Raw genomic sequence first — 25,421 nt, 5'->3', positions numbered from 1 at the left:
CGCGTTATCAGCTTAATGCTTCGCGCTCCATGTCTTCGCGCGAGGCATGGCGCACGTCCGTGCCCTTCACGATGTAAATGATGAATTCGGCAATGTTCTTCGCGTGGTCGCCGATACGTTCCACCGCCTTGGCGATGAACAGGAAGTCCAACGCCACCGAAATCGTGCGCGGGTCTTCCATCATGTACGTGATCAGCTTGCGCACGAAGGCACGGAATTCCTCGTCGATGGCCTTGTCGTCCTTGACGATGCGCGCGGCCGCCACCGTATCCAGGCGGGCAAAGGCGTCCAGTGCCTGGCGCAGCAGGTTGATGGCCATCTCGCCGGACAGCTTCACTTCGGCGTAATTGATGTTGTGCGCGGCAGCATCTTCCATGATGTGCTTGGTGCGCTTGGCGATCTTCTCAGCCTCGTCGCCCGCACGCTCAAGGTTCGTGATCGTCTTCGAGATCGCCATCACCAGGCGCAGGTCGCGCGCGGTGGGTTGGCGACGCGCGATGATGTTGCCACAATCGGCATCGATTTCAACTTCGAGCGAATTGAGCTGCTGCTCTCGAACCATGACCTGGTCGGCCAGGTCGCCATCGAAGTCGGCCAGCGCGCGCATGGCCATTTCGATCTGCGATTCGACCAGGCCGCCCATCTGCAGCAGCTTGGTGTTGATCGCGTTGAGGTCGGCGTCGAACTGGGTCGACAGGTGCTTGTCAGTCATGATGTTCTCCTGGCCGCTTTCCGAATGCTGGATATGTCCTGCAATGCCCGCCGCGTTCAACCGAAGCGGCCGGTAATGTAATCTTCGGTTTCCTTGCGGTGCGGCTTGATGAAGATCTTCTCCGTCTCGCCGAACTCGATCAGCTCGCCCAGGTACATGTATGCCGTGTAGTCCGAGCAACGCGCGGCCTGTTGCATATTGTGCGTCACGATCACGACGGTGTATTCGTCCTTGAGTTCTGCGATCAGTTCCTCGATGCGGCCCGTGGAAATCGGGTCCAGCGCCGAGCACGGCTCGTCCAGCAGCAGCACTTCCGGGCGGATGGCGATGCCACGCGCGATGCACAGACGCTGTTGCTGGCCGCCCGACAGGCCGTAGCCCGACTGGTGCAGCTTGTCCTTGGCCTCGTTCCACAGCGCCGCCTTGGACAGCGCCCATTCCACGCGGTCGTCCATTTCCGAGCGCGACAGCTTCTCGAACAGGCGCACCCCAAAGGCAATATTGTCATAGATCGACATCGGGAACGGCGTCGGCTTCTGGAACACCATGCCCACCTTGGCGCGCAACAGCGAGATGTCCTGCTTGCTGGTCAGCAGGTTTTCGCCGTCCATATTGATCTCGCCCTCGGCACGTTGCTCCGGGTACAGCGCAAACATCTTGTTGAACGTGCGCAGCAGCGTGGATTTGCCGCAGCCGGACGGGCCGATGAACGCCGTGACCTTGCGGTCCGGGATCGACATGTTGATGTTCTTGAGCGCGTGGAACTGGTTGTAATAGAAGTTCAGGTTCCGGACGTCAATCTTGGCGCGCACGGTATCGGGAATATCGATGACGGTAGAGGTCATGCTGATGTCTCGCTTGAATTCGGTAGTTGGCTCAGGCGTTTCGCGTGGCGCCGGTTATTTCTTGAACAGCATGCGCGCGACAATGTTCAGCGCAAGCACACCGACGGTAATCAGGAACACCCCCGCCCAGGCCAGTTGCTGCCACTCCGTGAACGGGCTCATGGCAAACCGGAAAATCGTCACGGGCAGATTGGCCATCGGCTTGTTCAGATCCGCGCTCCAGAACTGGTTGGACAGCGCGGTGAACAGCAGCGGCGCGGTTTCGCCGGCGATACGGGCCACGGCCAGCAACACGCCGGTGACGATACCCGCGTACGACGACTTGACCGTGATCGACATCACCATCTTCCACTTCGGCGTGCCCAGGGCCACCGCTGCCTCGCGCAGCGCATTCGGCACCAGGTTCAGCATGTTCTCGGTGGTGCGGACCACGATCGGAATCTGCAGCAGCGCCAGCGCGCAGACACCCGCCCAGCCGGAAAAATGGCCCATGCGGGTCACCACCAGCGCGTAGACGAACAGGCCGATCACGATCGACGGGGCCGACAGCAGGATGTCATTGATAAAGCGGATCAAGCTGGCCAGCGGCGACTTCTGGCCATACTCGGACAGGTAGATGCCCGCCAGGATGCCCAGCGGCGTGCCAACCAGCGTAGCCACGCCCACCAGCACGAAGCTGCCGAAGATGGCATTGGCCAGACCGCCACCGGCGGTGTTCGGCGCCGGGGTCATCTGTGTGAACAGATCGATAGACAGACCACCCACGCCGAGCGAGATGGTGGTCCAGAGAATCCACGCCAGCCAGAACAGGCCGAAACCCATCGCAGCCAGCGAGGCAGTCAGGGCAAAGGCGTTGGTGCGTCGGCGCGAACTCTGGAGCCGTGTGCGGACGGCTTCGGAATCGGGACGGACGGCGGGGATGGACGAAGTAGACACGGCTTGACTGGCTTGGTTCATTTGCCACCCTCATTCTTTGCAAGGCGCAGCAGCAGGATCTTGGACAGGGCCAGCACCACGAACGTGATGAAGAACAGGATCAGGCCCAGTTCCATCAGCGCGGCGGTATGCAGGCCGGCTCCGGCTTCCGCGAATTCGTTCGCCAGCGCCGAGGTGATGCTGTTACCCGGCGAGAACAGCGACACGTTGTCCAGCAGGTTGGTGTTGCCGATCACGAACGTGACAGCCATCGTTTCACCGAGCGCGCGGCCCAGGCCCAGCATGACGCCGCCGATCACACCGGCGCGGGTGTACGGCAGCACGACCTTCCACATGACTTCCCACGTGGTGCAGCCGATGCCATAGGCCGATTCCTTGAGCAGCACGGGCGTGACTTCGAACACGTCACGCATCACCGAGGCAATGTAGGGAATGATCATGATGGCCAGGATCACACCCGCGCACAGCAGGCCGATACCCAGCGGCGCGCCCTGGAACAGCTTGCCGATCACGGGCACCTGGCCCACGGTGGCTGCCAGAGGCTTTTGGAAATATTCACCGAAGATCGGCGCGAACACGAGCAGACCCCACATGCCGTAGACGATGGACGGCACGGCGGCGAGCAGCTCGATGGCGGTTCCGAGCGGACGACGCAGCCACACGGGCGACAGCTCGGTAAGAAACAGTGCGATGCCGAAGCTGACCGGCACGGCGATGATGAGGGCAATCAGCGAGGTGACCAGCGTGCCGTAGATCGGCACGAGCGCGCCGTACACGTCGGCGGGTGGATCCCACTCGGCGCTCCACAGGAACGACAGGCCGAATTGCTTGATCGAGGGCCAGGCGCTGATGGCGAGCGATACGATGATGCCGCCGAGGAGCAGCAAGGTGACAATGGCGGCGCCGCGGGTCAGGCCGCCGAACAGGATGTCGCCAAGGCGGCTGGGAGGCCGGACTGCGGGAAGATCGGACGTAGTCGCCATGATGGAAATCGGTAGGTGGAACATATGCCACGGCGGCGTGCGGGCCACCGTGGCCCCGTCACGCGCGCCCTGCCACGATGCGGGGCGGGATGCGCGTGACGGGTCGTACTTCAGTACAACACCGGCTTAGTACAGGGCCTTGCCCGATCCGTCCTTGACGCTCTGCTTCCACGTCGCGCGGATCTGGTTCACGACGGCTTCCGGCAGCGGCACGTAGTCCAGGTCCGAAGCCATTGCGGCACCGCTCTTGTATGCCCAGTCGAAGAACTTCAGCACTTCCTGGCCCTGGGCAGGCTTTTCCTGGTTCTTGTGGACCAGGATGAAAGTCGCGCCAGCGATCGGCCATGCGCCCTTGCCCGGCTGGTTCGTCAGGATCTGGTAGAACGACTTGTTCCAGTCGGCACCGGCGGCTGCGGCCTTGAAGGCGTCGTCGCTCGGCTGCACCACTTCACCTGCCGAGTTCTTCATCGTCAGGTACGTCATCTTGTTCTGCTTGGCGTAGGCGTACTCGACGTAGCCGATAGCGCCGTTCAGACGCTGCACGAAAGCGGCCACGCCTTCGTTGCCCTTGCCGCCCGTGCCGCCACCCGGCCAGTTCACGGTCGTGCCTTCGCCAACCGAGCTCTTCCAGTCGTTGCTGACCTTCGACAGGTAGTTCGTGAAGATGAACGTCGTGCCCGAGCCATCAGCACGGCGCACCGGCAGGATGTCCTGGCTCGGCAGCTTGGCCTTCGGGTTCAGGGCCTTGATCGCGGGGTCGTCCCACTTCTTGATCTTGCCCAGGTAGATGTTGGCCAGCACGTCGCCGGTGATCATCAGCTCGCCCGGCTTCACGCCTTGCAGGTTGATCACGGGCACCACGCCGCCGATCACGGTCGGGAACTGGACGAGGTTGCCCTTGGCAAGCTCATCGTCCTTCAGGGGCGCGTCCGAAGCACCGAAATCGACCGTCTTGGCATTGATCTGCTTGATGCCGCCCGACGAACCGATGGATTGATAGTTGACCTTGTTACCCGTTGCTTTTTGATAGGCATCAGCCCATTTGGAATACACGGGCGCCGGGAAAGAAGCGCCTGCACCGGTAATTTCCGCCGCGAACGCAGTACCCGCCACCACAATCGACACGATGCCTGCCACGGCAGTCTTGACCAGCTTCATATGTCCTCCAGAGAACATTGGTTGGGAATGACAAATTTTTGACAAGGCGAACTTTATGCCGCTTGTATGACAGTTCCATGACATCCCGAAATCTTCTTCAAACGGTCAGCCAAATGGCCGATATTCCCCGTCCGTCACGAAACTGTCGCATCGCCGTGCCCTACTCGCCACTCCACTGAACGCGGCCTGCGTATCACATGCCTTCGGATTACTCGGCGGTTAATTGCTAATTTCTTCAACAAAAAAGCCACGACGCCGTGTCGTGGCTTTTTTGTTGGCCTGGCCGGGGATGCCCCGGCGGCCCCTGGTGACTCCGCTCAGGCGGCTCGCAACGCGTTGGCCAGCGTCTGCGCGGCGCGCTCGGCGGTTTCCACCTGCTCGGCTTCCACCATCACACGCACCACGGGTTCGGTGCCAGAAGCACGGATCAGCACGCGGCCGCGGCCTTCCAGCTCCGGCTCCACCTGCTCACGCGCAGCCTTCAGACCCGCATGGCTTTGCCAGTCGAAGCCCTTTTCCACGCGAACATTGATCAGCGTTTGTGGGAACAGGTTCACGCCGTCCAGCAGTTGCGCCAGCGTCTTGCCGCTACGGCGCAGCGCTGCCAGCACCTGCAGGGCCGAGACAATGCCGTCACCGGTGGTGTGGCGGTCCAGGCAAAGCAGGTGGCCCGAGCCCTCGCCGCCCAGTTGCCAGCCGCGCTTGTTCAGCTCTTCCAGCACATAGCGGTCGCCCACCTTGGCGCGAACAAACTCCACGCCCTGACGCTTCAGCGCCAGCTCCACGGCCATGTTCGTCATCAGCGTGCCAACGGCGCCATCCACTTGCTGGCCAGCCGCCTGGCGGTCGCGGACGATCAAGTACAGCAGTTCGTCGCCGTTGTAGAGACGGCCATTCGCGTCCACCACCTGCAGGCGGTCTGCGTCGCCATCGAACGCCAGGCCCAGGTCGGCACGATGGGTGCGCACGGCCTCCACGAGCTTTTCCGGTTCGGTGGCGCCGTAGCCGGCGTTGATGTTGCGGCCGTCGGGCTGGTTGCCGATCGGAATCACTTCCGCGCCGAGTTCATGGAATACATGCGGAGCGATGTGGTACGCGGCGCCATGCGCGCAGTCGACCACGATGCGCAGGCCGTGCAAGTCCTGTTCGTACGGGAAGGTGCTCTTGCAGAACTCGATATACCGGCCAGCGGCATCGTCTATACGCTTGGCGCGGCCGAGGTCTTCGGAGCGCACGCACAGCATCGGTTCTTCCAGCAGCGCTTCGATCTTCGCTTCGGTTTCATCGGGCAGCTTGTCGCCCGATGCCGAGAAGAACTTGATGCCGTTGTCGTAGTACGGATTGTGGCTGGCTGAAATCACCACGCCCGCCGCCAGGCGCAGGGCCCGCGTCAGGTAGGCAATCGCGGGGGTAGGCAGCGGACCGGTCTGCCGCACGTTGACACCTGCCGCCGTGAAGCCGGCCACCAGGGCCGCCTCAAGCATGTACCCGGAAACCCGCGTGTCTTTGCCGATCAGCACCGTGGGCTTGCCCTGCGACGTCTTCTGTCCCAGCGCCAGCACCTTGCCCGCGGCATATCCGAGCCGCATCACAAAGTCGGGCGTGATTGGTACCTCGCCTACCCTGCCCCGTACACCGTCCGTCCCGAAATACTTGCGTGTCATCTGATCATTCTCCTTGCTGCCCTTGCGGGGCAACTGACTCATGGCGAATCGCCCACCAGACCTTGAGGGCGTCCACCGATTGTTCTACGTCGTGCACGCGCACGATAAAAGCACCTTTCTCGGCTGCACAAACCGCCGCCGCGATGCTGGCGGCCACCCGTGCCTGCGGTGGCTTGCCGCCGATGATGGCGCCGAGCGTGGATTTGCGCGACAAGCCCGCCAGAATCGGCAGCCCGTCCACCGCCAGTCGCGGCATCTGCCCGAGCAGGCGCAGATTATGATCCGGCGTCTTGCCAAAGCCAAAGCCCGGATCGAGCGAAATCCGCGCGTCGTCCACGCCCGCCGCGCGTAGGGTTGACACCCTTTCGCGCAGAAAACCCTCGACCTCCGCCACCACATCCGCGTAGTGGGGGTCTTCCTGCATCGTCTGGGGATCGCGCTGCATATGCATGACGCACAGGCCTGCCTGCCCCGCCGCAACGGCTTCCACGGCGCCAGGCATCCGGAAACCCCAGATATCGTTGATCAAATCGGCTCCGCCCGCCAGTGCCTCACGCATCACTTCAGGCTTATATGTGTCGATTGACAACGGTTTGCCGCAGGCTGCCAGTGCTTCGACGATCGGCATTACGCGGTCCAGCTCCTGGTCCAGCGGTAGCGCGGCAGATCCAGGCCGGCTGGATTCGCCGCCGATATCGATGATGTCGACGCCTTCGGCAATCATCTGCTCCGCATGGCGCAGCGCGGCGTCACGGCTGGCGTGCTGGCCACCGTCCGAAAAGGAGTCCGGCGTTACGTTGAGAATGCCCATTACCAGTGGGCGACGGTTACGGGCAAAGCGATAACGCCCGCACTGAAAAGACTCGGTCGACACGTTGTGCGTCCTGAAAACAAAAAGCCGGCGCACTGGGCACCGGCTTTGGAGGCTATCAGAATCCGCCGCGTTTGAAACCGTACCAAACGGTCTGTTACGCGGCGTACCCCACGCCAAGAAGCGACTGGCTTACACCGTGTCGTCGACTCGCGCCGTGGCAGGCGCGTTGGTCGGCGCCACCGGCGATCCGCCCGAAGGCGTGCTGCCACCACCGCTCGGACCCTGCAGGCCACGCGGCGGGCGCGGCGGCTTGCCGGCCATGATGTCGTTCACCTGGTCGGCGTCGATCGTTTCCCACTCCATCAGCGCGTTGGTCATCGCTTCGACCTTGTCGCGGTTCTCTTCGAGCAGGCGCTTGGCCAGCGCGTACTGCTCGTCGATGATGTTGCGGATCTCCGCGTCGACCTTTTGCTGCGTGGCTTCCGATACGGTCTTCGACGACAGCTTGCCGAACATGCCGTCCTGCTCCGTATCGACATAGACCATCGCACCCAGCGAATCGCTCATACCGAAGCGCGTCACCATGTCACGGGCAATCTTGGTAGCACGTTCGAAGTCGTTCGAGGCACCGGTGCTCATGGCGTTGAGGAACACCTCTTCCGCGGCACGGCCGCCGAACAGGATCGCGATTTCCTCAAGCATGTTGTCCTTGTACTTCGAGTACTTGTCGTGCTCCGGCAACTGCCAGGTCACGCCCAGTGCCCAGCCACGCGGCATGATCGTGACCTTGTGGACCGGGTCGGCCTTCGGCAGCAGCTTGGCAACCACCGCATGGCCGGACTCGTGGTAAGCCGTAGCCTTGCGCTCTTCCTCGCGCATGACCGTCGACTTGCGCTCCGGACCCATGTAGATCTTGTCCTTGGCGTCCTCAAAGTCCTGCATGTCGACCACGCGCTTGTTGCGGCGGGCGGCAAACAGTGCGGCTTCATTGACCAGGTTGGCCAGGTCGGCACCGGAGAAGCCCGGCGTGCCACGTGCGATGACCGAAGCGTCCACGTCGTTGCCGATCGGCACCTTGCGCATATGGACCTTCAGGATCTGCTCGCGGCCGCGGATGTCCGGCAGGCCAACGTAGACCTGACGGTCGAAACGGCCCGGGCGCAGCAACGCCTTGTCCAGCACGTCGGCACGATTGGTCGCGGCGATCACGATCACACCCGAGTTGGCCTCGAAACCGTCCATCTCGACCAGCATCTGGTTCAGGGTCTGCTCGCGCTCGTCGTTACCGCCGCCCATGCCGGCGCCACGATGGCGGCCGACCGCGTCGATTTCGTCGATGAACACGATGCAGGGTGCCTGCTTCTTGGCGTTCTCGAACATGTCCCGTACGCGGGCAGCGCCCACGCCGACGAACATTTCAACGAAGTCCGAACCCGAGATGCTGAAGAACGGCACCTTCGCCTCGCCGGCGATGGCGCGTGCCAGCAGCGTCTTGCCGGTACCCGGAGGGCCAACCAGCAGCACGCCGCGCGGGATACGGCCGCCAAGCTTCTGGAATTTCTGAGGATCCTTGAGGAAGTCGACCAGCTCGACCACTTCCTCCTTGGACTCGTCGCACCCTGCCACATCGGCAAAGGTCACGGCGTTCTGGTTCTCATCGATCAGCCGTGCGCGGGATTTGCCGAAGGAGAAGGCTCCGCCTTTCCCCCCGCCCTGCATCTGCCGCATCATGTAGAACCAGAAGACGATGATCAGAAGCGTCGGTCCCAGGTAGTACAACGCCTGGACCAGCACGTTCGGCTCGTCGTCGGCCTTGCCGGTCACCTGGACGCCGTACTTCATCAGGTCGCCGACCATCCAGATGTCGCCCGGCGAGATGATGGTGTACTTGGGCCCTTCCTTGGGCGACACCACAAGATTGCGGCCCTGCACGTCGACGCGCGACACCTTGCCGTTCTTGGCGTCATCCATGAACTGCGAATAGGTGACACCGTCCTGGGCACGCGGTTTGTCGAACTGCTTGAAGACGGTGAACAAAACCAGCGCGATCACGAGCCAGATTGCCGCCTTTTGAAACAGGTTGTTATTCAAGGCCGAACTCCTTTGCAATTGCCTTGCCAACGGATAGCTGCATTGCATTGTAATGCAGCGTCCGTTCCCACAGGGAAATCTGATTCTATGAGCCTGATAGTGCCCGAGCCGAACAGTCCGGGCAAGCCGGTCGGTTCCCGGCACAAACCCGAAGCCCCCTGCTTTCGGGGGGACAGCCCAGCACTGTCATACACCATGTCAGTCCACCGATTTCAGGTAACGCCCAAGAATGAAGGTTTCTGAAGACTTGTCGCGTGACGCCTTGGGCTTGCGCTTGGCGACAACCTTGAACTGACGCTTGAACTTCTCCACGATCTGGCTGTAGCCGGAACCGTGGAAACACTTGACCAGCAACGACCCTTCCGGCTTCAGGTGGGCCTGGGCAAATTCCAGCGCCAGATCGCACAAATACTCGATCCGCGCCGAATCGGCCGAAGCCACACCGGACAAATTGGGGGCCATGTCCGAGATAACAAGGTCGATTCTGGAGCCGCCGGACGCCTCCAGCACCACCTTTTCCAGTTCCCGGAACACTTCTTCCTCCCGGAAATCGCCCTGGATGAAGATCACGTCAGCCACGGGCTCCATCGGCAGGATGTCGATGGCCACCACCGCACCGTCCGGCTTGCCGTCCTTTGCACGGGGCGACGCCGCCAGCTTGTTGCGGGCGTACTGGCTCCAGCTGCCCGGCGCGGCGCCCAGGTCGACGATGACCTGGCCCGGCTGGATCAGCTTGTCCTGGTCGTCGATCTCCTTCAGCTTGTAGGCCGCGCGTGCGCGATAGCCCTCACGCTGCGCCATCTTCACGTAGGGATCGTTGATGTGGTCGTGCAGCCACGACTGGTTGAACTTGTTCTTGCCCTTGGCCATTCCTGAGACTTGCCTGATTGCGGGAGTGCTTTTTTCTCCCATTTGATGATCTTTACCGTCTTGCGGCGACATTCTGGCGTATTTTTAGCGGATAATACGCACCAATCCGAAATTTGCTGCCCTGATGCCCGCTCTACAACTGATCCCCGCACAACGCTCCGAACTGCGCTCCCGCGCCCACGGCCTCAATCCCGTGGTCATGATCGGCGCCGAAGGCCTGACCCGCTCGGTCCTGGCCGAAATCGACCGCAGCCTGGCGGCACATGACCTGATCAAGATCCGGGTTTTCGGCGACGAACGCGACACCCGCATCGCCATCTACGAATCCATTTGTGACGAACTCAGTGCCGCGCCGATTCAACACATCGGCAAGCTGCTGGTCATCTGGCGTCCGGGTCCTGCCCGCCTGAAGGAAAACCAGCCCGAGGATCTGGGTGCGGCCCGTCGCCGCCTGGGTTCCGGCACCGCCCCGCGCACCGTCATGGTCCGCAAGGCGACCGGTTCGGGCCAGCGTCGCGCGCCGCGCACCGCGGTCAAGGTGCTTGGCAACGAACGCGTCACGCAGGCCGGCAACGTCAAGCGCGCCCGCGCGCGTCCTTCGAGCCAGAAGAAGAAGGCACTGGGCTGATCGGCAGAATCAGATCGGCCCCGCGCCGGCCGGTTCCCCGACCCTGAAGAAAAGGCGGCCGTGGCCGCCTTTTTTCATTCGCCGGCGGAGCGTGGCGCGCTTGCACGCCATACGAGTACCAGCGCGAGCAGGCTCTGCAACAGGTAGAACACGCTCGACACGCCATGCAGCATGCCGAACTGGCTCTTGTACGGCGATTCCGACACGCCGAGGTTCATCGCCTGGGCCTTGACCTTCAGCCCTTCCATGAACGGCTGCAGGCCGAAATACCCGGCCAGCACGCACACCAGCATGGCCAGCACGATCCAGCGCAGCGCGCGATAGCGCGCGGCACCGCGGCGGATCAGCACATTGCACAGCACCAGTTGCAGCACGCCCACCGTCACGCCAAGGATGGCCTCATAACGAAACAGGTGCCCGGCGATCATCCCGGCTGTTTCACGGCTCGGCAACACGGCAAACAGCGTCGGCGCCACCATGTAGCCCACCGTCCACAGGCTGCCGGCCCAGATGACGGTCAGCAGCAGGAAGATGCGATGCGGCAGCGGCGGCAGATTCGAGTAGGAAGACGAAAACACGTCTGTCCCGCCGCGTCAGATGTAACGGACGGTGATGACTTCGTATTCGCGCTCGCCACCCGGCGCAAGCACCGTGGCAACGTCGCCTTCGAACTTGCCAATCAGCGCACGTGCAATCGGCGAGCTCACCGAGATCTTGCCGGTGTCCAGATCAGCCTCGTCGTCGCCGACGATCTGATAGCTCACGGCCTTGCCCGATTCCAGGTCTTCCAGGTCCACGGTGGCACCGAACACGATGCGGCCGTCCGTATCGAGCTGGGTCGGGTCGATGACCTGTGCGGCCGACAGCTTGGCTTCCACTTCCTGGATACGGCCTTCGATGAATGCCTGCTTCTCTTTTGCGGCGTCGTATTCGGCGTTTTCCGACAGATCGCCTTGGGCACGCGCCTCGGAGATGGCATTGATCACCGCAGGACGCTCAACGGCCTTGAGGCGTTGCAGTTCTTCCTTCAGCAGTTCGGCGCCACGCTTTGTAATCGGAATGGTGCTCATATCTTGTTCAACAAAAAAATGAGCCGCAGCGGAGCTGGAACCATGCCTCGGCAACAACTGCCAGGGGCACTTCCGCTCGACCGCGGCTTTCAGATGGGACCGACCGGCGTGACGCCAGGTCGATCAGCGAATTCGACGTAGTGTAGGCCAGAACCGCCGCCGGTTTCAACCCGGCGGACGGGCCGCGCCGTGGAAGCATCTTCCGCGGCGCAGCATCGGGCGGGACGTCAGGCCAGTTGCTTGTGCAGGCCTTGCAGGTCGTAGACCTCCAGGCTCTGCATGTGCTTCAGGCCTTCCACCGCGGCATTGGCGCCGGCGATGGTCGTGTAGTACGGCACGCGGTTGGCCAGCGCGGCGATACGGATCGAGCGCGAGTCGGCAATTGCCGTGCGCGTTTCATCCACCGTCGTGAAGACCAGGGCCAGTTCGCCGTTCTTGATCATATCCACGATGTGCGGACGGCCATCCTTGACCTTGTTGACCACCCGGACCGGGATGCCGGCTGCCTCGATGGCCGACGCCGTGCCGCGCGTGGCGACGATCGGGTAGCCCATGTCGTGCAGCATGCGTGCCACGGTCACGGCGCGCGGCTTGTCGCTATCCTTGACCGTGATCAGCACGGTGCCCTTCTCGGGCAGACGCGAACCGGCGGCCAGCTGGCTCTTGAACAGCGCTTCGCCGAACACCTTGCCCACGCCCATCACTTCACCGGTGGAACGCATTTCAGGTCCGAGGACCGGATCCACGCCCGGGAACTTGTTGAACGGGAACACGGCTTCCTTGACGCTGAAGTAAGGTGGCACGACTTCCGCGCCAATACCTTGCGAATCCAGCGACTGGCCGGCCATGCAGCGCGCGGCGATCTTGGCCAGCGACAGGCCGGTAGCCTTCGACACGTACGGCACGGTACGCGACGCGCGCGGGTTCACTTCCAGCACGTAGACGACATCCTCGCCGCCCTTCTGCTGGATGGCGAACTGCACGTTCATCAGGCCGACCACGTTCAGCGCCTTGGCCATCGCGGCGGTCTGGCGCTTCAGTTCGTCGACGGTGGCTTGCGCCAGCGAGTACGGCGGCAGCGAGCACGCCGAGTCGCCCGAGTGCACGCCAGCCTGCTCGATGTGTTCCATCACGCCGCCGATGAACACGCGCTGGCCGTCGCACAGGGCGTCCACATCGCATTCAATCGCATCGTTCAGGAAGCGGTCCAGCAGCACCGGCGAGTCGTTCGATACCTTCACGGCCTCGCGCATGTAGCGCTCCAGGTCGCGCGGCTCGTGCACGATTTCCATCGCGCGGCCACCCAGCACGTACGACGGACGCACCACCAGCGGATAACCGATTTCCTCGGCCAGACGCAGGGCTTCGTCCTCGGCACGCGCGGTGCGGTTCGGCGGCTGGCGCAGGCCCAGCTCCTGCAGCAGCTTCTGGAAGCGCTCGCGATCTTCCGCGGCGTCGATCATGTCCGGGCTCGTGCCGATGATGGGCACGCCGTTGGCTTCCAGGTCCAGCGCCAGCTTCAGCGGCGTCTGGCCGCCGTACTGGACGATCACGCCAACCGGCTTTTCCTTGTCGACGATTTCCAGCACGTCTTCCAGCGTCAGCGGCTCGAAGTACAGGCGGTCGGACGTGTCATAGTCGGTCGACACGGTTTCCGGGTTGCAGTTGACCATGATGGTCTCGTACCCGTCTTCGCGCAGTGCCAGCGCGGCATGCACGCAGCAGTAGTCGAACTCGATACCCTGGCCGATCCGGTTCGGGCCACCGCCCAGCACCATGATCTTCTTGTTGTTGGTCGGGTCCGCCTCGCACTCGCCATGCTCGGCTTCGTACGTGCCGTACATGTACGCGGTGTTGGTGGCGAACTCGGCCGCGCAGGTGTCCACGCGCTTGTACACCGGGCGCACGTTCTGCGCCAGGCGCGCCTCGCGCACGCTCTTGGCATCGGTCTTCAGCAGACGAGCCAGGCGGCGGTCCGAGAAACCCTTCTGCTTCAGGAAGCGCAGTTCAACCGCCGACAGGGTGTCCAGCGTGCGGTTACGCACCAGGCCTTCGGTCTTGACGATGTCCTCGATCTGGGCCAGGAACCACGGATCGATATCGGTCTCGGCGTAGACCTCTTCCAGCGACATGCCCAGGCGGAATGCATCGCCCACGTACCAGATACGGTCCGGGCCGGCTTCTCCGATTTCCTCGATCACTTCGTCGCGGTCGGTCGACTTTTCGTCCAGACCGTCCACGCCCACTTCCAGGCCGCGCAGCGCCTTCTGGAACGATTCCTGGAACGTACGGCCCATCGCCATCACCTCGCCCACCGACTTCATCTGCGTGGTCAGGTGGCTATCGGCTGCCGGGAACTTCTCGAACGCGAAACGCGGCACCTTGGTGACCACGTAGTCGATCGACGGCTCGAACGACGCCGGGGTCTGGCCGCCGGTGATTTCATTCTTGAGCTCGTCCAGCGTGTAGCCCACGGCCAGCTTGGCCGCGACCTTGGCGATCGGGAAGCCCGTGGCCTTCGAGGCCAGTGCCGACGAACGCGACACACGCGGGTTCATTTCGATCACGATCATCCGGCCGTCCTTCGGATTGATCGAGAACTGCACGTTCGAACCGCCGGTATCGACGCCGATCTCGCGCAGCACGGCCAGCGACGCGTTACGCAGGATCTGGTATTCCTTGTCGGTCAGCGTCTGGGCCGGGGCCACCGTGATCGAGTCGCCGGTGTGGATACCCATCGGGTCCAGGTTTTCGATCGAGCAGATGATGATGCAGTTGTCCGCCTTGTCGCGGACGACTTCCATCTCGTATTCCTTCCAGCCGAGCAGCGATTCTTCGATCAGCAGCTCGCGCGTGGGCGACAGGTCCAGGCCGCGCTTGCAGATCTCTTCGAACTCTTCGCGGTTGTAGGCAATGCCGCCGCCGGTGCCGCCCAGCGTGAACGACGGGCGGATCACGATCGGGTAGCCGGCGGTGCCGGTATCCTGCGCGATGCGCGACTGCACGGCCACGGCTTCGTCCATCGAATGGGCGATGCCCGACTTGGCCGAACCGAGACCGATCTTGGTCATCGCGTCCTTGAACTTCTGACGGTCCTCGGCCTTGTCGATGGCTTCCGGCGATGCGCCGATCAGCTCAACCTTGTACTTGTCCAGCACGCCGTGGCGATGCAGATCCAGCGCGCAGTTCAGCGCGGTCTGGCCGCCCATCGTCGGCAGGATCGCGTCAGGACGTTCCTTGTCGATGATGCGCTCGACCACTTCCCACGTGATGGGCTCGATGTAGGTCACGTCGGCCGTGTTCGGGTCCGTCATGATGGTCGCCGGGTTCGAGTTGACCAGGATGACCTTGAAGCCCTCTTCGCGCAGCGCCTTGCAGGCCTGTGCGCCGGAGTAGTCGAACTCGCACGCCTGGCCGATGATGATCGGGCCCGCGCCGATGATTAGGATGCTTTTGATGTCTGTGCGCTTTGGCATTGCACGCTCTCTTTATTGGCCGGCCCGCAGTTCTGCGCGGGCCGTGCCGGATATCAGGTTTTGACCGTCAGCCCAGGGTGGCAGTAGCCAGCTTGGCACCGAAGCCGATGAACATCGCGCCGACTCCGCTCGACATGCCTGCGGACAGGCGCCGACGGCGGCGGAACGCATCGGCCAGCTTCGCGCCCACGAAAATGATCGTGGTCAGGTACGCAAAGCTGCAGATCTGGCAGACCAGGCCCAGCGCCACGAACGACAGCGCCGGATACGCGAACTGCGGATCCACGAACTGGATGAAGAACGAGATGAAGAACAGGATGGCCTTCGGATTCAGCAGGCTGATCACGAGTGCCTTGGTGAACGGGTTCGCCGAGCGGTCCACCGCTACGGCGGCAGCCTGCGCGGTGGCATCCGACGGCTTGGCCCAGTTACGCAGCGCGCCGCGCAGCATCTGGAAGCCGATCCACGCCAGGTAGGCCGCGCCCACGTACTTGACCACGTGGAACAGCGCCGGACTGGCCTTGAGCAGCGACGCCACGCCCGCGGCCGACAGCACCATCAGGATCGCGTCGCCCAGGAACACTCCGCACGCGCCCTTGTAGCCGGCGCGCACACCACGCTGCGCGGCCACCGACAGCACATACATGGAATTCGGCCCCGGCAGCAGCACGATGAAAATCGTGCCGAGCACATAGGTCCAGAAGTCCGTGATACCGAAGCTGGCGTGCATGAATTCCGTCATGGGCGATCCTGTTTCGTCCTGTTCAGGTCTCTCGTTGCGCTCGTCGCGTCAGGCGGCAGCCTTGGCGCGGGCGTCCTGCATCAGCTTCGTGAAGCGGTCGAACAGGTACGCGATGTCATGCGGACCGGGCGACGCTTCCGGGTGGCCCTGGAAGCAGAATGCGGGCTTGTCGGTCAGCGCGAAGCCTTGCAGCGTGCCGTCGAACAGCGACGTGTGCGTGACGCGCGCATTGGCCGGCAGCGTGGAGGCATCCACCGCGAAACCGTGGTTCTGCGACGTGATGACCACGCGGCCGTCGTCGTGATCCTTGACCGGATGGTTCGCGCCGTGGTGGCCCGTGCTCATCTTGAGCGTCTTCGCGCCCACGGCCAGCGCCATGATCTGGTGGCCCAGGCAGATGCCGAACGTCGGGATGCCGCGGGCGATGAACTCGCGCGTGGCAGCGATCGCGTAGTCGCACGGCTCGGGGTCGCCAGGGCCGTTGGACAGGAAGATGCCGTCCGGATTCAGCGCCAGGGCGTCGGCCGCGCTGGCTTGCGCCGGCAGCACCGTCACCTTGCAGCCACGCTCGGCCAGCATGCGCAGGATGTTGAACTTCACGCCGTAGTCATAGGCCACGACGTGGAATTGCGGCTTGTCCTGCTTGCCATAGCCTTCGCCCAGCTTCCATTCGGTCTGGGTCCACTCGTACGGCTCCTTGACGGAGACGACCTTGGCCAGGTCCATGCCGGCCAGGCCAGGGAACGAGCGCGCCAGGTCGATGGCCTTCTGGACGTTATCTTCACCGGCAAGAATGCAACCGTTCTGCGCGCCCTTCTCGCGGAGGATACGGGTCAGCTTGCGGGTATCGATACCGGCGATCGCCACGACCTTTTCCTGCTTCAGGTAATGGGCGAGCGTGTGTTCCTTGCGGAAATTGGAGGCCAGAAGCGGCAGATCCTTGATGATCAGGCCGGCGGCATGGACTTTCGTGGCTTCTACATCCTCAGGATTGACGCCGTAATTGCCGATATGCGGATACGTCAGCGTGACGATCTGCCGCGAATAGCTCGGGTCGGTGAGGATTTCCTGATAACCGGTGATGGCGGTGTTGAACACCACTTCGCCGATCGTATGGCCGGAAGCGCCGATGGAATAGCCACGAAAGACCGTGCCGTCTGCAAGCGCGAGGATGGCGGACGGAAAAGACGGTAACACGGGTAGGCTCCTGCTGGACTCACCCCGTGACCGACCTGCTCAACGCCTCGTGCCCCCTGGGCGGCCCTGCGAAGGACCGGCTGGCGCATGCTCTTTTCGTCACTTTAGTGCGGTGCACGAAAAAGGCGCGCAATCGGGGCGGCGGAAGGTGGAATACGGTAGGCGCTAGGGTGAAGGGTTCTGAAAGCGAAACTTTCGAATTATATCCCGCCGCACCCAATTTCTCAACTATTCAATAACTTACGATGGACAGCGAAGGCGTGCGGCTTACCTGACATCGGATGGTCATTAAGCCGCACGGTCAGTTTTCCGTAACTCAGATAACGGGCGGCACAACGGCCGTCACCTCGATTTCGACCTTGGCGCGCGGCTCCACCAAATCGGCCACTTCGACGGCGGTCATCGCCGGAAAATGCCGGCCGATGATGTCGCGATAGTGCTGGCCGATGGCCTTGTACGCGCCGACGTATTCGGCCTTTTCCTTCACATACCAGGTCATGCGCGCGATGTGCTCGGGGCGTGCCCCGCCCTGCTCCAGCACGGCCACGATATTGCGCAGCGCCTGCGCCACCTGCAGCGCGAAGTCGTCGGTCTCGAATTCGCACTGGCCGTTCCAGCCGATCTGGCCGCCCACGAAGATCAGCCGGCTGCCCACCTGCATCTCGGCCATGATGCCGTTGGCGTAGCCCTTCGGCGGTGCCCAGTCGGGCGGTTGCAAAGTCTTCAGCATGATGTCTGCTCTCTATGCGCTATGAATTTATGCAGCGGACGCCAGATAGCGGCCCATTGCGGTACGAACGTTGTCCGGCAGCGGCTGCGGCGTCATCGATCGCGTGTCGACGCAGACCAGCCGCTGGGTGATGGCCATCCGCGTGCCGTTGTCGGGGCCGGCAAAGCGGATCTCCACGGCAAAACTGCTGCGGCCGATGTGCGTGACGCGCAGCTCGCGGGTCAGTAATTCGCCCAGGCGGCTCGGCGCCTCGAAGCGGCACTGCAGCTCGGCCGTGGGAATACCGGCGTGCCCCGCCCCGTGCATCGCATCGAACGGCCAGTCGAGTCCGTCGGCAAACCAGTCCTCGATGAAGTCGTTCAGCATCTCGAAGTAGCGCGGATAGAAGACGATGCCGGCCGCGTCACAATGCTTGAAGCGGATGCGCACGTGATTGCGGAACACCTCACTCATGGCTGCGCGTCCTCGTTGGCAAGCTGCCGAAGCCTGAAGCGCTGCAACTTGCCTGTTTCCGTACGCGGCAGCGCCGCCACGAACTCGATGCGGCGCGGGTACTTGTAGGGCGCGATCTCGCGCTTGCAATAGTCCTGCAGGACGGTGCGTGTCGCATCACCGGCATCCACGCCGGGCCGCAGCACCACGTAGGCCGTCACCACCTGGCCACGCTCGGCATCGGTCGCGCCGACCACGCCGCATTCGGCGACGAATTCGTGCTTCATCAGCGTTCCCTCCACTTCCGGTCCGGCGATGTTGTAGCCGGCGGAAATGATCATGTCGTCGGAGCGCGCCTGGTAGAAGTAGTAGCCGTCCTCATCGGCCATGAAGGTGTCGCCCGGCAGGTTCCAGCCGTCGCGCACGTAGACTTCCTGGCGAGAGTCGTCGAGATAGCGGCAGCCCGTGGGGCCGCGCACCGCCAGCTTGCCCACGGTGCCAGGCGGCACCGGCTGCATGTTGTCGTCGACGATGCGTGCTTCGTAGCCGGGCACCACGCGCCCGACCGCGCCGGGCCGCACATCGCTTCCCGCACTGGAAATGAAGATATGCATCATTTCGGTGCCACCAAGCCCGTCGGTCATCTCGATGCCGGTGGCAGCCTTCCAGGCCTGGCGCGTGGCATCGGGCAGTGCCTCGCCAGCCGATACGCTCTCCCTCAGGCTCTTGAGATCGAAGCCAGGGGCCAGCGCGGCCATCTGCCGATAGAACGTCGGTGCCGTGAACACCACGGTCGCACGATGATCCTGAATCAGCTTCAGCAGGGTTTCGGGCGTGAGTTTCTCGGCCAGCGCCGTGCTGGCGCCTATCCGCAGCGGAAAGCACAGCATGCCGCCGAGCCCGAACGTGAACGCCAGGGGCGGCGTGCCGCAGAAGACGTCGTCCGGCGTCGGCTTCAGCACGTGACGCGGGAACAGGTCGCACATCGCCAGCACGTCGCGATGAAAATGCATGGTGCCCTTCGGCTGGCCAGTGGTGCCGCTGGTGAATGCAATTACGCAGATGTCATCGGTGGCGGTGTCGCACGCCGTGAACGTCTCCGGCTTGCTATCCATCGCGGTTTCCAGCGCATCGTCACCCGTGCCGTTGAAATACCGCACCGTTGCCAGCGTCGGGCAATAATGCTCGCCGTCCGCGCGCCGGTTCGCTTCCAGTTCGTCGCGCAGGCGCGCATCGCACAGCGCCGCCGTCACCTGCGCCTTGTCGATGATCTGGCGCAGTTCCTTCGCGCGCAGCAGCGGCATCGTCGGTACCGCGATCAGCCCGGCCTTGACCGTCGCCAGCCAGCTTGCCGCCATCATCAGGTTGTTCGGCCCGCGCAACAGCACGCGATTGCCCGGCACCAGCCCCATGTCTTCCACCAGCACATGGGCGATGCGATTGACCAGCGCCGCCAGCTGCGCGTACGTCACCGTCTCGATACGGCCATCGCGTTCATGGCGCACCGCCACGCGCTTGCCCTTGCCTTCCGAGACATGGCGGTCCACCAGCTCCACGGCCGCGTTGAGCCGCGCGGGATAGCGCGTATCGTCATTGAACTGGAATACCGGCCAGGCCTTCAGCGGCGGCAGCCGGTCTTGCGCAAAGGTGTCGACGTGAGACGTGGCGACGTTGGGGGCGACCATGCTTGTCTCCTGATTCGATTTAGACCTGGCGCGCGGCGAGTGTCTCGCGCGCGATGATCAGCTTCTGCACTTCGGTGGCGCCTTCGTAGATGCGCAGCGAGCGGATTTCCCGATACAGGCTTTCCACGCGCGTGCCCACCTTGACACCCAGGCCGCCAAAGATCTGCACCGCCCGGTCGATCACCTGCTGGGCGTTTTCGGTGGCCACCATCTTGGCCATCGCCGCCTCGCGTGTGGTGCGCTGCTGGCGCACATCGCGCAGCCACGCAGCGCGATAGGTCAGCAGCGCGGCGGAATCGATGGCAGTCGCCATGTCGCCGATCGCCGCCTGCGTCAGTTGCAGGTCCGCCAGCACGCCGCCGAACATCGGGCGCGACGTGGCGCGCGCGAGCGCATCGTCCAGCGCCGCACGGCCAAAGCCGAGCGCGGCCGCGGCCACCGATGCGCGGAAGATGTCCAGCGTCATCATCGCCACCTTGAAGCCCTGCCCGGCTTCGCCCAGACGATTCCCCACGGGCACGCGGCAATTGTCAAAGCGCAGCGTGGCCAGCGGATGCGGCGCGATGACGTCGATGCGCTCGGCAATCGTCAGGCCCGGCGTATCGGCATCGACCACGAAGGCCGTAATGCCACGCGCTCCCGGCGCCTCGCCGGTGCGCGCGAACACACAGTAGAAGTCCGCAATGCCACCGTTCGAGATCCAGGTCTTGGCGCCATCCAGCACATAGTGACTGCCATCGTCGGACAGTCTGGCGCTGCATTGCATCGCCGCTACATCGGAGCCCGCATCGGGCTCGGAAAGCGCGAAGGCGGCGATTGCCTCGCCCTTTGCCACGCGCGGCAGGTAGCGCTCGCGCACCGCGTCGCTGCCGGCCAGCGTGATGGCGCCGGACCCAAGGCCCTGCATTGCGAACGCAAAGTCGGCCAATCCGTCGTGACGCGCCAGCGTTTCGCGCAGCAGACACAGTGCGCGCGAATCCAGCGCGGGCAAGGCACCGCCGAACGCCGCCGGCACGCAGTAGCGCAGCCAGCCGGCCTGACCAAGCTGGCGAACCAGCGCGCGGCACGCGGCGTCGGCATCGTGGTGATCGATGTCGCGCAGGTGCTCACCGCACCACGCATCGAGCTCGCGTTCAAGCTGGCGATGCGCGTCGTCGAAGAACGGCAGGTCGATATAGGTCTTGTCGCTCATGCCCGCTCCTCAATCGCCTTCGAACACTGGCTTCTGCTTTGCCACGAATGCGTCGTACGCACGCCGGAAGTCGCGGGTCTGCATGCAGATGGCCTGTGCCTCGGCTTCGGCCTCGATGGCTTCATCCACACCCATGTTCCATTCCTGGTGCAGCAGCTTCTTTGTCACGCCGTGCGCGAAGGTGGGTCCCGCCGCGATCTGCGCGGCAAGTGCCTGGGCCTGAGCCAGCACCGCGTCCGACGCATGCAGCGCATTGAAGAAGCCCCACTGCAGCCCTTCCTCGCCGCTCATCGACCGGCCCGTATAGAGCAACTCGCTTGCGCGCCCTTGTCCGATCATGCGCGGCAGCAGCGTGCATGCGCCCATGTCGGCGCCGGCCAGGCCCACGCGCACGAACAGGAACGCCGTCTTGGCTTGCGCCGTGCCAAGCCGCATGTCCGATGCCAGCGCCATCATCGCGCCCGCTCCGGCGCAGATTCCGTCGATCGCGCTGATAATCGGCTGCGGGCAGGCGCGCATCGCCTTGACCAGGTCACCGGTCATGCGCGTGAAGTCGAGCAGCTCCGGCATCGTCATGCGCGTCAGCGGGCCGATGATTTCGTGCACGTCGCCGCCGGAGCAGTAGTTGCCGCCCGCGCCGGTTATCACCACGGTCTTGATGTCCGTGGCATAGCACAGCGCGCGGAACAGGTCGCGCAGTTCCGCGTAGGAATCGAACGTCAGCGGATTCTTGCGCTCGGGCCGGTTCAGCGTGATCGTGGCCACCTTGCCGTCGGGCGATACCGACCACAGGAAGTGCTTCGGCTGGTAGTTGGCGAATGCGCGCTTGTGGTGGCGCATGTCCAGTGCAATTTCGGTCATTGCTTGTCTCGCTCCAGTGTGTGTGTTCTCCCCTCTCCCACCTGGCGGGAGAGCGGAGCAAACAGTCGGTACTTCAACCCGCCATCACCTCGCCGCCCGCCACTGGCACAGCCTGCCCCGTGATCGCGGATGCCGATGGGCGGCACAGCCACGCCACGGCGTCGGCTACCTCGTCGGGCTGCACCAGCCGCTTCTGCGGGTTGCGCGCGGCCAGTTCGGCGCGTGCCTGCTCCTCGGTGCGGCCGGTCTTGCCGGCGATGTTGGCCACCGCGTCGCGCACGATATCGGTTTCGGTATAGCCGGGGCACACGGCGTTGACCGTGATGCCCTTGGTCGCCAGTTCCAGCGCCAGCGCGCGGGTCAGGCCGATCACGCCGTGCTTGGCCGCGCAGTAGGCGCTGACATAGCCATAGCCGATCAGGCCCGCGGTGCTCGCCACATTGACGATGCGTCCCCAGCCCTGCTCCAGCATCGCCGGCAACGCTGCCTGCGTGCACAGGAAGGTGCCCGTGAGATTCACATCGAGCATGCGTTGCCACAGCGCCAGATCGGTCTTGCCGAACGGCGCACTGTGCGCCTGCCCCGCGTTGTTGATCAGCAGCGTGACCGGGCCGCGTTCCTCGGTGGCTTGCGCAAACGCGGCAGCCACGGCATCGGCATCGGTGATGTCGGCCGCCGCCGCGCCCAGCGCCGCGCCATCCACGGCCAACGGCTCCAGCGTCTGCATCGCGGCATCGAGCGCCGCGCAGTGGCGGCCCACCAGTGTCACGCTGGCGCCTTCCTCAAGCAGTCGGCGCGCAATTGCGGCGCCAATTCCGCGTCCGCCGCCGGTCACCAGCGCATGCCGGCCCTGCAGAGACAGTGTCATGATCACTTTCCCGGCTGCTGCGCGTACGATGCCGCGCGCGCAAGATTGGTTTCCAACTGCCGCTTGCCGGCCACGTACTGCTTCGGCCACGTCACGTCGCGGAAGCCGAGCCGTGCCGCCTCGTGCAGCGTCCAGGCCGGATCGGCCAGATGCGGTCGGGCAATCGCGCACAGGTCGGCACGGCCCGCCGCCACGATGCTGTCGACGTGGTCCGCTTCGAAGATGGCGCCGACGGCAATCGTCGGAATGCCGGCCTCGTTGCGGATGCGGTCCGCGAACGGCGTCTGGTACATCCGGCCGTAGACCGGCGCCTGATCGGGGCTGACCTGGCCGGACGAGCAATCGATCATGTCCGCGCCGGCGGCCTTGAAGGCTCGCGCAATCTTCACGGCATCGTCGGCCGTGATACCGCCGTCGACCCAGTCGTGGGCGGAAATCCGCACCGACATCGGCTTGTCCTGCGGCCACACCGCGCGTACGGCGGCGAATACTTCGAGCGGAAAGCGCAGGCGGTTGTCCAGTGATCCGCCGTATTCGTCGGTCCGGACGTTGGTCAGCGGCGAAATGAAGCTCGACAGCAGGTAGCCATGCGCGCAATGCAGCTCCAGCCAGTCGAAGCCGGCTTCCGCGGCGCGGCGCGCATTGGCGGCGAAGTCGTCGCGCACGCGAGCCATGTCGGCGCGCGTCATCTCGCGCGGCACCTGCGAGATGCCGGGCATGTAAGGCAGCGCCGACGCCGACTCCAGCGGCCAGTTACCATCGGCGAGCGGGTAGTCCATCTTCTCCCAGCCCAGTTGCGTGGAACCCTTGCGTCCGGCATGGCCCAGCTGCATGGCGATCTTCGCATCGCTATTCGCGTGCACGAAGTCGACAATGCGCCGCCACGCATCGCGTTGCGCATCGTTCCACAAACCCGGGCATCCCGGCGTGATGCGGGCATCCGGCGACACGCAGGTCATCTCGGCCACCACCATGCCAGCCCCGCCCATTGCGCGCGAGCCAAGATGCACCAGGTGGAAGTCGCCCGGCACGCCATCGACCGACGAATACATCGCCATTGGGCTGACGATCACACGGTTCTTCAGTGTCACGCCACGTACCGTGAACGGCGTGAACATCGGCGGCAGACCCGCGTCGCCGGCAGCGGCGCGCAGCTTGAGCGTCTCCGGCGGCACGCCCGCCTGCGCGGCCAGCCATTGCTCGAATCCATCGACATAGCCCGCGTCTCGCACCCGCAGGTTTTCGTGCGAAATCCGCTGCGAGCGCGTCAGCAGCGAGTAGGCGAACTGCTCCGGCGCCATGCCCGCGTAGCGGTCGACGTTCTCGAACCATTCGGTGGAGTTGCGCGCGGCGTTCTGGATCTTCAGCACTTCCACGCTGCGCGTGGCTTCGTAGCGGGTCAGCGCCTCGGGCAGGCCGTCGATACCGGCAGCGCGGTGGGTGCCGATTTCGTTAGCCAGGTCGATGGCGTCTTCCAGCGCGAGCTTGGTGCCCGATCCAATCGAGAAATGGGCGGTGTGGGCGGCATCGCCCATCAGCACCACGGGCACGCGGCGCCCGTCAGCCAGCGTGTTCCAATGCACCCAGCGGTGGCAGATCACGCGCGGGAAGCGGATCCAGCTGGCCGAGCCGCGCAAGTGCGTGGCATTGCTGATGAGCTTGTGGCCGTCGAGGTGGCGCGCAAAGAGTTTTTCGCAATACGCCACGCCCTCCTCCTGGCTCATCTGTTCGATGCCGGCGGCGCGCCAGACCGGCTCGGGGACTTCCACGATGAACGTCGATGTGTCGTCGTCAAAGCGGTATGCATGAGCCTGGAACCAGCCGTGTTCGGTCTTCTCGAATGCAAACGTGAACGCATCGAACAGCTTGCGCGTGCCGAGCCAGACAAAGCGGCACTGGCGCGTGTCGATATCGGGCGCGAACGACGCCGCATATCGCGCGCGGATGCGGCTGTTGATGCCGTCGGACGCAATCACCAGGTCGGCGTTGTACTGCTGCGCCAGGGCCTGGTCGTCGCTGACATCGGTCTCGAAAACCAGCTTTACACCAAGCGCCTCGCAACGCGCCTGCAGGATGTTGAGCAGGCGCTTGCGGCCGATGCCGATGAATCCGTGGCCCCCGGAGCGGATGGTCCGGCCGCCGATATGGATATCGATATCGTCCCAGTGGTTGAAGGCCTCGTTGATCTCGGCCGCGCTGACGGGGTCAGCCTGCTTCAGGTTCTCGAGCGTGGCATCGGAGAACACGACGCCCCAGCCAAACGTGTCATAGGGCCGGTTGCGCTCGACCACGATTACCTCGTTGGCCGGGTCCTGCAGCTTCATCAGCAGGCCGAAATACAGTCCGGCCGGGCCACCACCAATACAGAGCACACGCATCTGTCGATCTCCTGCACGCCGCCAGCAGTGAACTGGCGGTCTCTACATCAGGGTTAAATATTTTATGCTTAAAATATTAGGCCGCATGC

At 63.8% G+C, this 25,421-nt stretch carries 22 protein-coding genes; 1 reads left to right on the top strand and 21 read right to left on the bottom strand.

What is annotated here, in order from left to right; translation table 11 throughout:
* Nucleotides 1-7: 7 nt before the first annotated feature.
* The 9 genes from phoU to AC3FLX_RS15745 form a co-directional block, all read right to left on the bottom strand.
* Nucleotides 8-712 (bottom strand): phosphate signaling complex protein PhoU, encoded by a 705-nt coding sequence (phoU, locus tag AC3FLX_RS15785; protein ID WP_488698026.1) that lies wholly within the window; start codon nucleotides 710-712, stop codon nucleotides 8-10.
* 56 nt (nucleotides 713-768) lie between these two features.
* Entirely contained in the window at nucleotides 769-1,557 is a 789-nt protein-coding gene (gene pstB, locus AC3FLX_RS15780) for a phosphate ABC transporter ATP-binding protein PstB (protein ID WP_061959259.1), read from the bottom strand.
* Between the two features lie 54 nt (nucleotides 1,558-1,611).
* Entirely contained in the window at nucleotides 1,612-2,514 is a 903-nt protein-coding gene (gene pstA, locus AC3FLX_RS15775) for a phosphate ABC transporter permease PstA (protein WP_488698023.1), read from the bottom strand.
* Nucleotides 2,511-3,476, bottom strand: a complete 966-nt coding sequence (gene pstC, locus AC3FLX_RS15770; RefSeq protein ID WP_488698022.1) for a phosphate ABC transporter permease PstC — start codon at nucleotides 3,474-3,476, stop codon at nucleotides 2,511-2,513. Before pstC ends, pstA begins: the two co-directional genes overlap by 4 nt.
* 126 nt (nucleotides 3,477-3,602) lie before the next feature.
* Entirely contained in the window at nucleotides 3,603-4,634 is a 1,032-nt protein-coding gene (pstS, locus tag AC3FLX_RS15765) for a phosphate ABC transporter substrate-binding protein PstS (protein WP_488698020.1), read from the bottom strand.
* Between the two features lie 317 nt (nucleotides 4,635-4,951).
* A complete protein-coding gene (gene glmM, locus AC3FLX_RS15760; protein ID WP_488698018.1) occupies nucleotides 4,952-6,298 on the bottom strand; it encodes a phosphoglucosamine mutase in 1,347 nt (448 codons plus the stop codon).
* 4 nt (nucleotides 6,299-6,302) lie between these two features.
* Nucleotides 6,303-7,172: a dihydropteroate synthase gene (gene folP / locus AC3FLX_RS15755; protein ID WP_488698016.1), complete on the bottom strand. Its 870-nt coding sequence runs from the start codon at nucleotides 7,170-7,172 to the stop codon at nucleotides 6,303-6,305.
* Between the two features lie 129 nt (nucleotides 7,173-7,301).
* Entirely contained in the window at nucleotides 7,302-9,203 is a 1,902-nt protein-coding gene (gene ftsH / locus AC3FLX_RS15750; protein WP_488698014.1) for an ATP-dependent zinc metalloprotease FtsH, read from the bottom strand.
* A gap of 198 nt (nucleotides 9,204-9,401) precedes the next feature.
* A complete protein-coding gene (locus tag AC3FLX_RS15745) occupies nucleotides 9,402-10,073 on the bottom strand; it encodes an RlmE family RNA methyltransferase (RefSeq protein WP_488698012.1) in 672 nt (223 codons plus the stop codon).
* Nucleotides 10,074-10,197: 124 nt separating this feature from the next.
* Between AC3FLX_RS15745 and AC3FLX_RS15740 the strand changes: the two genes are divergently transcribed.
* Nucleotides 10,198-10,701: a YhbY family RNA-binding protein gene (locus AC3FLX_RS15740; RefSeq protein WP_488698010.1), complete on the top strand. Its 504-nt coding sequence runs from the start codon at nucleotides 10,198-10,200 to the stop codon at nucleotides 10,699-10,701.
* Nucleotides 10,702-10,775: 74 nt separating this feature from the next.
* Here AC3FLX_RS15740 and AC3FLX_RS15735 read toward each other — a convergent pair whose 3' ends face one another.
* The 12 genes from AC3FLX_RS15735 to AC3FLX_RS15680 form a co-directional block, all read right to left on the bottom strand.
* Nucleotides 10,776-11,279 (bottom strand): DUF4149 domain-containing protein, encoded by a 504-nt coding sequence (locus AC3FLX_RS15735; RefSeq protein ID WP_488698008.1) that lies wholly within the window; start codon nucleotides 11,277-11,279, stop codon nucleotides 10,776-10,778.
* Nucleotides 11,280-11,294: 15 nt separating this feature from the next.
* Nucleotides 11,295-11,771, bottom strand: coding sequence for a transcription elongation factor GreA (gene greA / locus AC3FLX_RS15730; protein WP_488698007.1), 477 nt, complete (start codon nucleotides 11,769-11,771; stop codon nucleotides 11,295-11,297).
* A gap of 227 nt (nucleotides 11,772-11,998) precedes the next feature.
* On the bottom strand, nucleotides 11,999-15,247 hold the full coding sequence (carB, locus tag AC3FLX_RS15725; protein WP_488698005.1) for a carbamoyl-phosphate synthase large subunit: 3,249 nt from the start codon (nucleotides 15,245-15,247) through the stop codon (nucleotides 11,999-12,001).
* A gap of 67 nt (nucleotides 15,248-15,314) precedes the next feature.
* The gene (leuE, locus tag AC3FLX_RS15720; RefSeq protein ID WP_488698003.1) at nucleotides 15,315-15,989 is read right to left on the bottom strand and encodes a leucine efflux protein LeuE; all 675 of its coding nucleotides are present in this window, start codon (nucleotides 15,987-15,989) and stop codon (nucleotides 15,315-15,317) included.
* A gap of 48 nt (nucleotides 15,990-16,037) precedes the next feature.
* The gene (carA, locus tag AC3FLX_RS15715; RefSeq protein WP_488698002.1) at nucleotides 16,038-17,186 is read right to left on the bottom strand and encodes a glutamine-hydrolyzing carbamoyl-phosphate synthase small subunit; all 1,149 of its coding nucleotides are present in this window, start codon (nucleotides 17,184-17,186) and stop codon (nucleotides 16,038-16,040) included.
* A gap of 316 nt (nucleotides 17,187-17,502) precedes the next feature.
* Complete coding sequence (locus AC3FLX_RS15710) at nucleotides 17,503-17,916, bottom strand: RidA family protein (RefSeq protein ID WP_488698000.1); 414 nt, start codon at nucleotides 17,914-17,916, stop codon at nucleotides 17,503-17,505.
* A 27-nt stretch (nucleotides 17,917-17,943) separates the two neighbouring features.
* Nucleotides 17,944-18,369, bottom strand: a complete 426-nt coding sequence (locus AC3FLX_RS15705; protein ID WP_488697998.1) for an acyl-CoA thioesterase — start codon at nucleotides 18,367-18,369, stop codon at nucleotides 17,944-17,946.
* On the bottom strand, nucleotides 18,366-20,033 hold the full coding sequence (locus tag AC3FLX_RS15700; RefSeq protein ID WP_488697997.1) for an AMP-binding protein: 1,668 nt from the start codon (nucleotides 20,031-20,033) through the stop codon (nucleotides 18,366-18,368). Before AC3FLX_RS15700 ends, AC3FLX_RS15705 begins: the two co-directional genes overlap by 4 nt.
* A gap of 19 nt (nucleotides 20,034-20,052) precedes the next feature.
* A complete protein-coding gene (locus AC3FLX_RS15695) occupies nucleotides 20,053-21,225 on the bottom strand; it encodes an acyl-CoA dehydrogenase family protein (protein WP_488697995.1) in 1,173 nt (390 codons plus the stop codon).
* A gap of 9 nt (nucleotides 21,226-21,234) precedes the next feature.
* Nucleotides 21,235-22,086 (bottom strand): enoyl-CoA hydratase family protein, encoded by an 852-nt coding sequence (locus tag AC3FLX_RS15690; protein ID WP_488697993.1) that lies wholly within the window; start codon nucleotides 22,084-22,086, stop codon nucleotides 21,235-21,237.
* 73 nt (nucleotides 22,087-22,159) lie between these two features.
* Nucleotides 22,160-22,954 carry an SDR family NAD(P)-dependent oxidoreductase gene (locus AC3FLX_RS15685; protein ID WP_488697991.1) on the bottom strand — a complete coding sequence of 265 codons (795 nt, stop codon included), beginning with the start codon at nucleotides 22,952-22,954 and terminating at the stop codon, nucleotides 22,160-22,162.
* Between the two features lie 2 nt (nucleotides 22,955-22,956).
* Complete coding sequence (locus AC3FLX_RS15680) at nucleotides 22,957-25,332, bottom strand: bifunctional salicylyl-CoA 5-hydroxylase/oxidoreductase (RefSeq protein ID WP_488697989.1); 2,376 nt, start codon at nucleotides 25,330-25,332, stop codon at nucleotides 22,957-22,959.
* Between the last annotated feature and the right edge of the window lie 89 nt (nucleotides 25,333-25,421).

This window comes from Cupriavidus sp. 291-E7 (assembly GCF_057798835.1).
Note: the sequence above shows the minus strand (reverse complement) of the source record. Positions and strands in the feature narration are given on the sequence as shown.

Excerpts from the sequence above, each read along its gene's own strand:
- phoU (WP_488698026.1), bottom strand. The coding sequence starts at position 712 with ATGACTGACAAGCACCTGTCGACCCAGTTCGACGCCGACCTCAACGCG.
- pstB (WP_061959259.1), bottom strand. The coding sequence starts at position 1,557 with ATGACCTCTACCGTCATCGATATTCCCGATACCGTGCGCGCCAAGATT.
- pstA (WP_488698023.1), bottom strand. The coding sequence starts at position 2,514 with ATGAACCAAGCCAGTCAAGCCGTGTCTACTTCGTCCATCCCCGCCGTC.
- pstC (WP_488698022.1), bottom strand. The coding sequence starts at position 3,476 with ATGGCGACTACGTCCGATCTTCCCGCAGTCCGGCCTCCCAGCCGCCTT.
- pstS (WP_488698020.1), bottom strand. The coding sequence starts at position 4,634 with ATGAAGCTGGTCAAGACTGCCGTGGCAGGCATCGTGTCGATTGTGGTG.
- glmM (WP_488698018.1), bottom strand. The coding sequence starts at position 6,298 with ATGACACGCAAGTATTTCGGGACGGACGGTGTACGGGGCAGGGTAGGC.
- AC3FLX_RS15745 (WP_488698012.1), bottom strand. The coding sequence starts at position 10,073 with ATGGCCAAGGGCAAGAACAAGTTCAACCAGTCGTGGCTGCACGACCAC.
- AC3FLX_RS15740 (WP_488698010.1), top strand. The coding sequence starts at position 10,198 with ATGCCCGCTCTACAACTGATCCCCGCACAACGCTCCGAACTGCGCTCC.
- greA (WP_488698007.1), bottom strand. The coding sequence starts at position 11,771 with ATGAGCACCATTCCGATTACAAAGCGTGGCGCCGAACTGCTGAAGGAA.
- carB (WP_488698005.1), bottom strand. The coding sequence starts at position 15,247 with ATGCCAAAGCGCACAGACATCAAAAGCATCCTAATCATCGGCGCGGGC.
- leuE (WP_488698003.1), bottom strand. The coding sequence starts at position 15,989 with ATGACGGAATTCATGCACGCCAGCTTCGGTATCACGGACTTCTGGACC.
- AC3FLX_RS15710 (WP_488698000.1), bottom strand. The coding sequence starts at position 17,916 with ATGCTGAAGACTTTGCAACCGCCCGACTGGGCACCGCCGAAGGGCTAC.
- AC3FLX_RS15705 (WP_488697998.1), bottom strand. The coding sequence starts at position 18,369 with ATGAGTGAGGTGTTCCGCAATCACGTGCGCATCCGCTTCAAGCATTGT.
- AC3FLX_RS15700 (WP_488697997.1), bottom strand. The coding sequence starts at position 20,033 with ATGGTCGCCCCCAACGTCGCCACGTCTCACGTCGACACCTTTGCGCAA.
- AC3FLX_RS15695 (WP_488697995.1), bottom strand. The coding sequence starts at position 21,225 with ATGAGCGACAAGACCTATATCGACCTGCCGTTCTTCGACGACGCGCAT.
- AC3FLX_RS15690 (WP_488697993.1), bottom strand. The coding sequence starts at position 22,086 with ATGACCGAAATTGCACTGGACATGCGCCACCACAAGCGCGCATTCGCC.
- AC3FLX_RS15685 (WP_488697991.1), bottom strand. The coding sequence starts at position 22,954 with ATGACACTGTCTCTGCAGGGCCGGCATGCGCTGGTGACCGGCGGCGGA.
- AC3FLX_RS15680 (WP_488697989.1), bottom strand. The coding sequence starts at position 25,332 with ATGCGTGTGCTCTGTATTGGTGGTGGCCCGGCCGGACTGTATTTCGGC.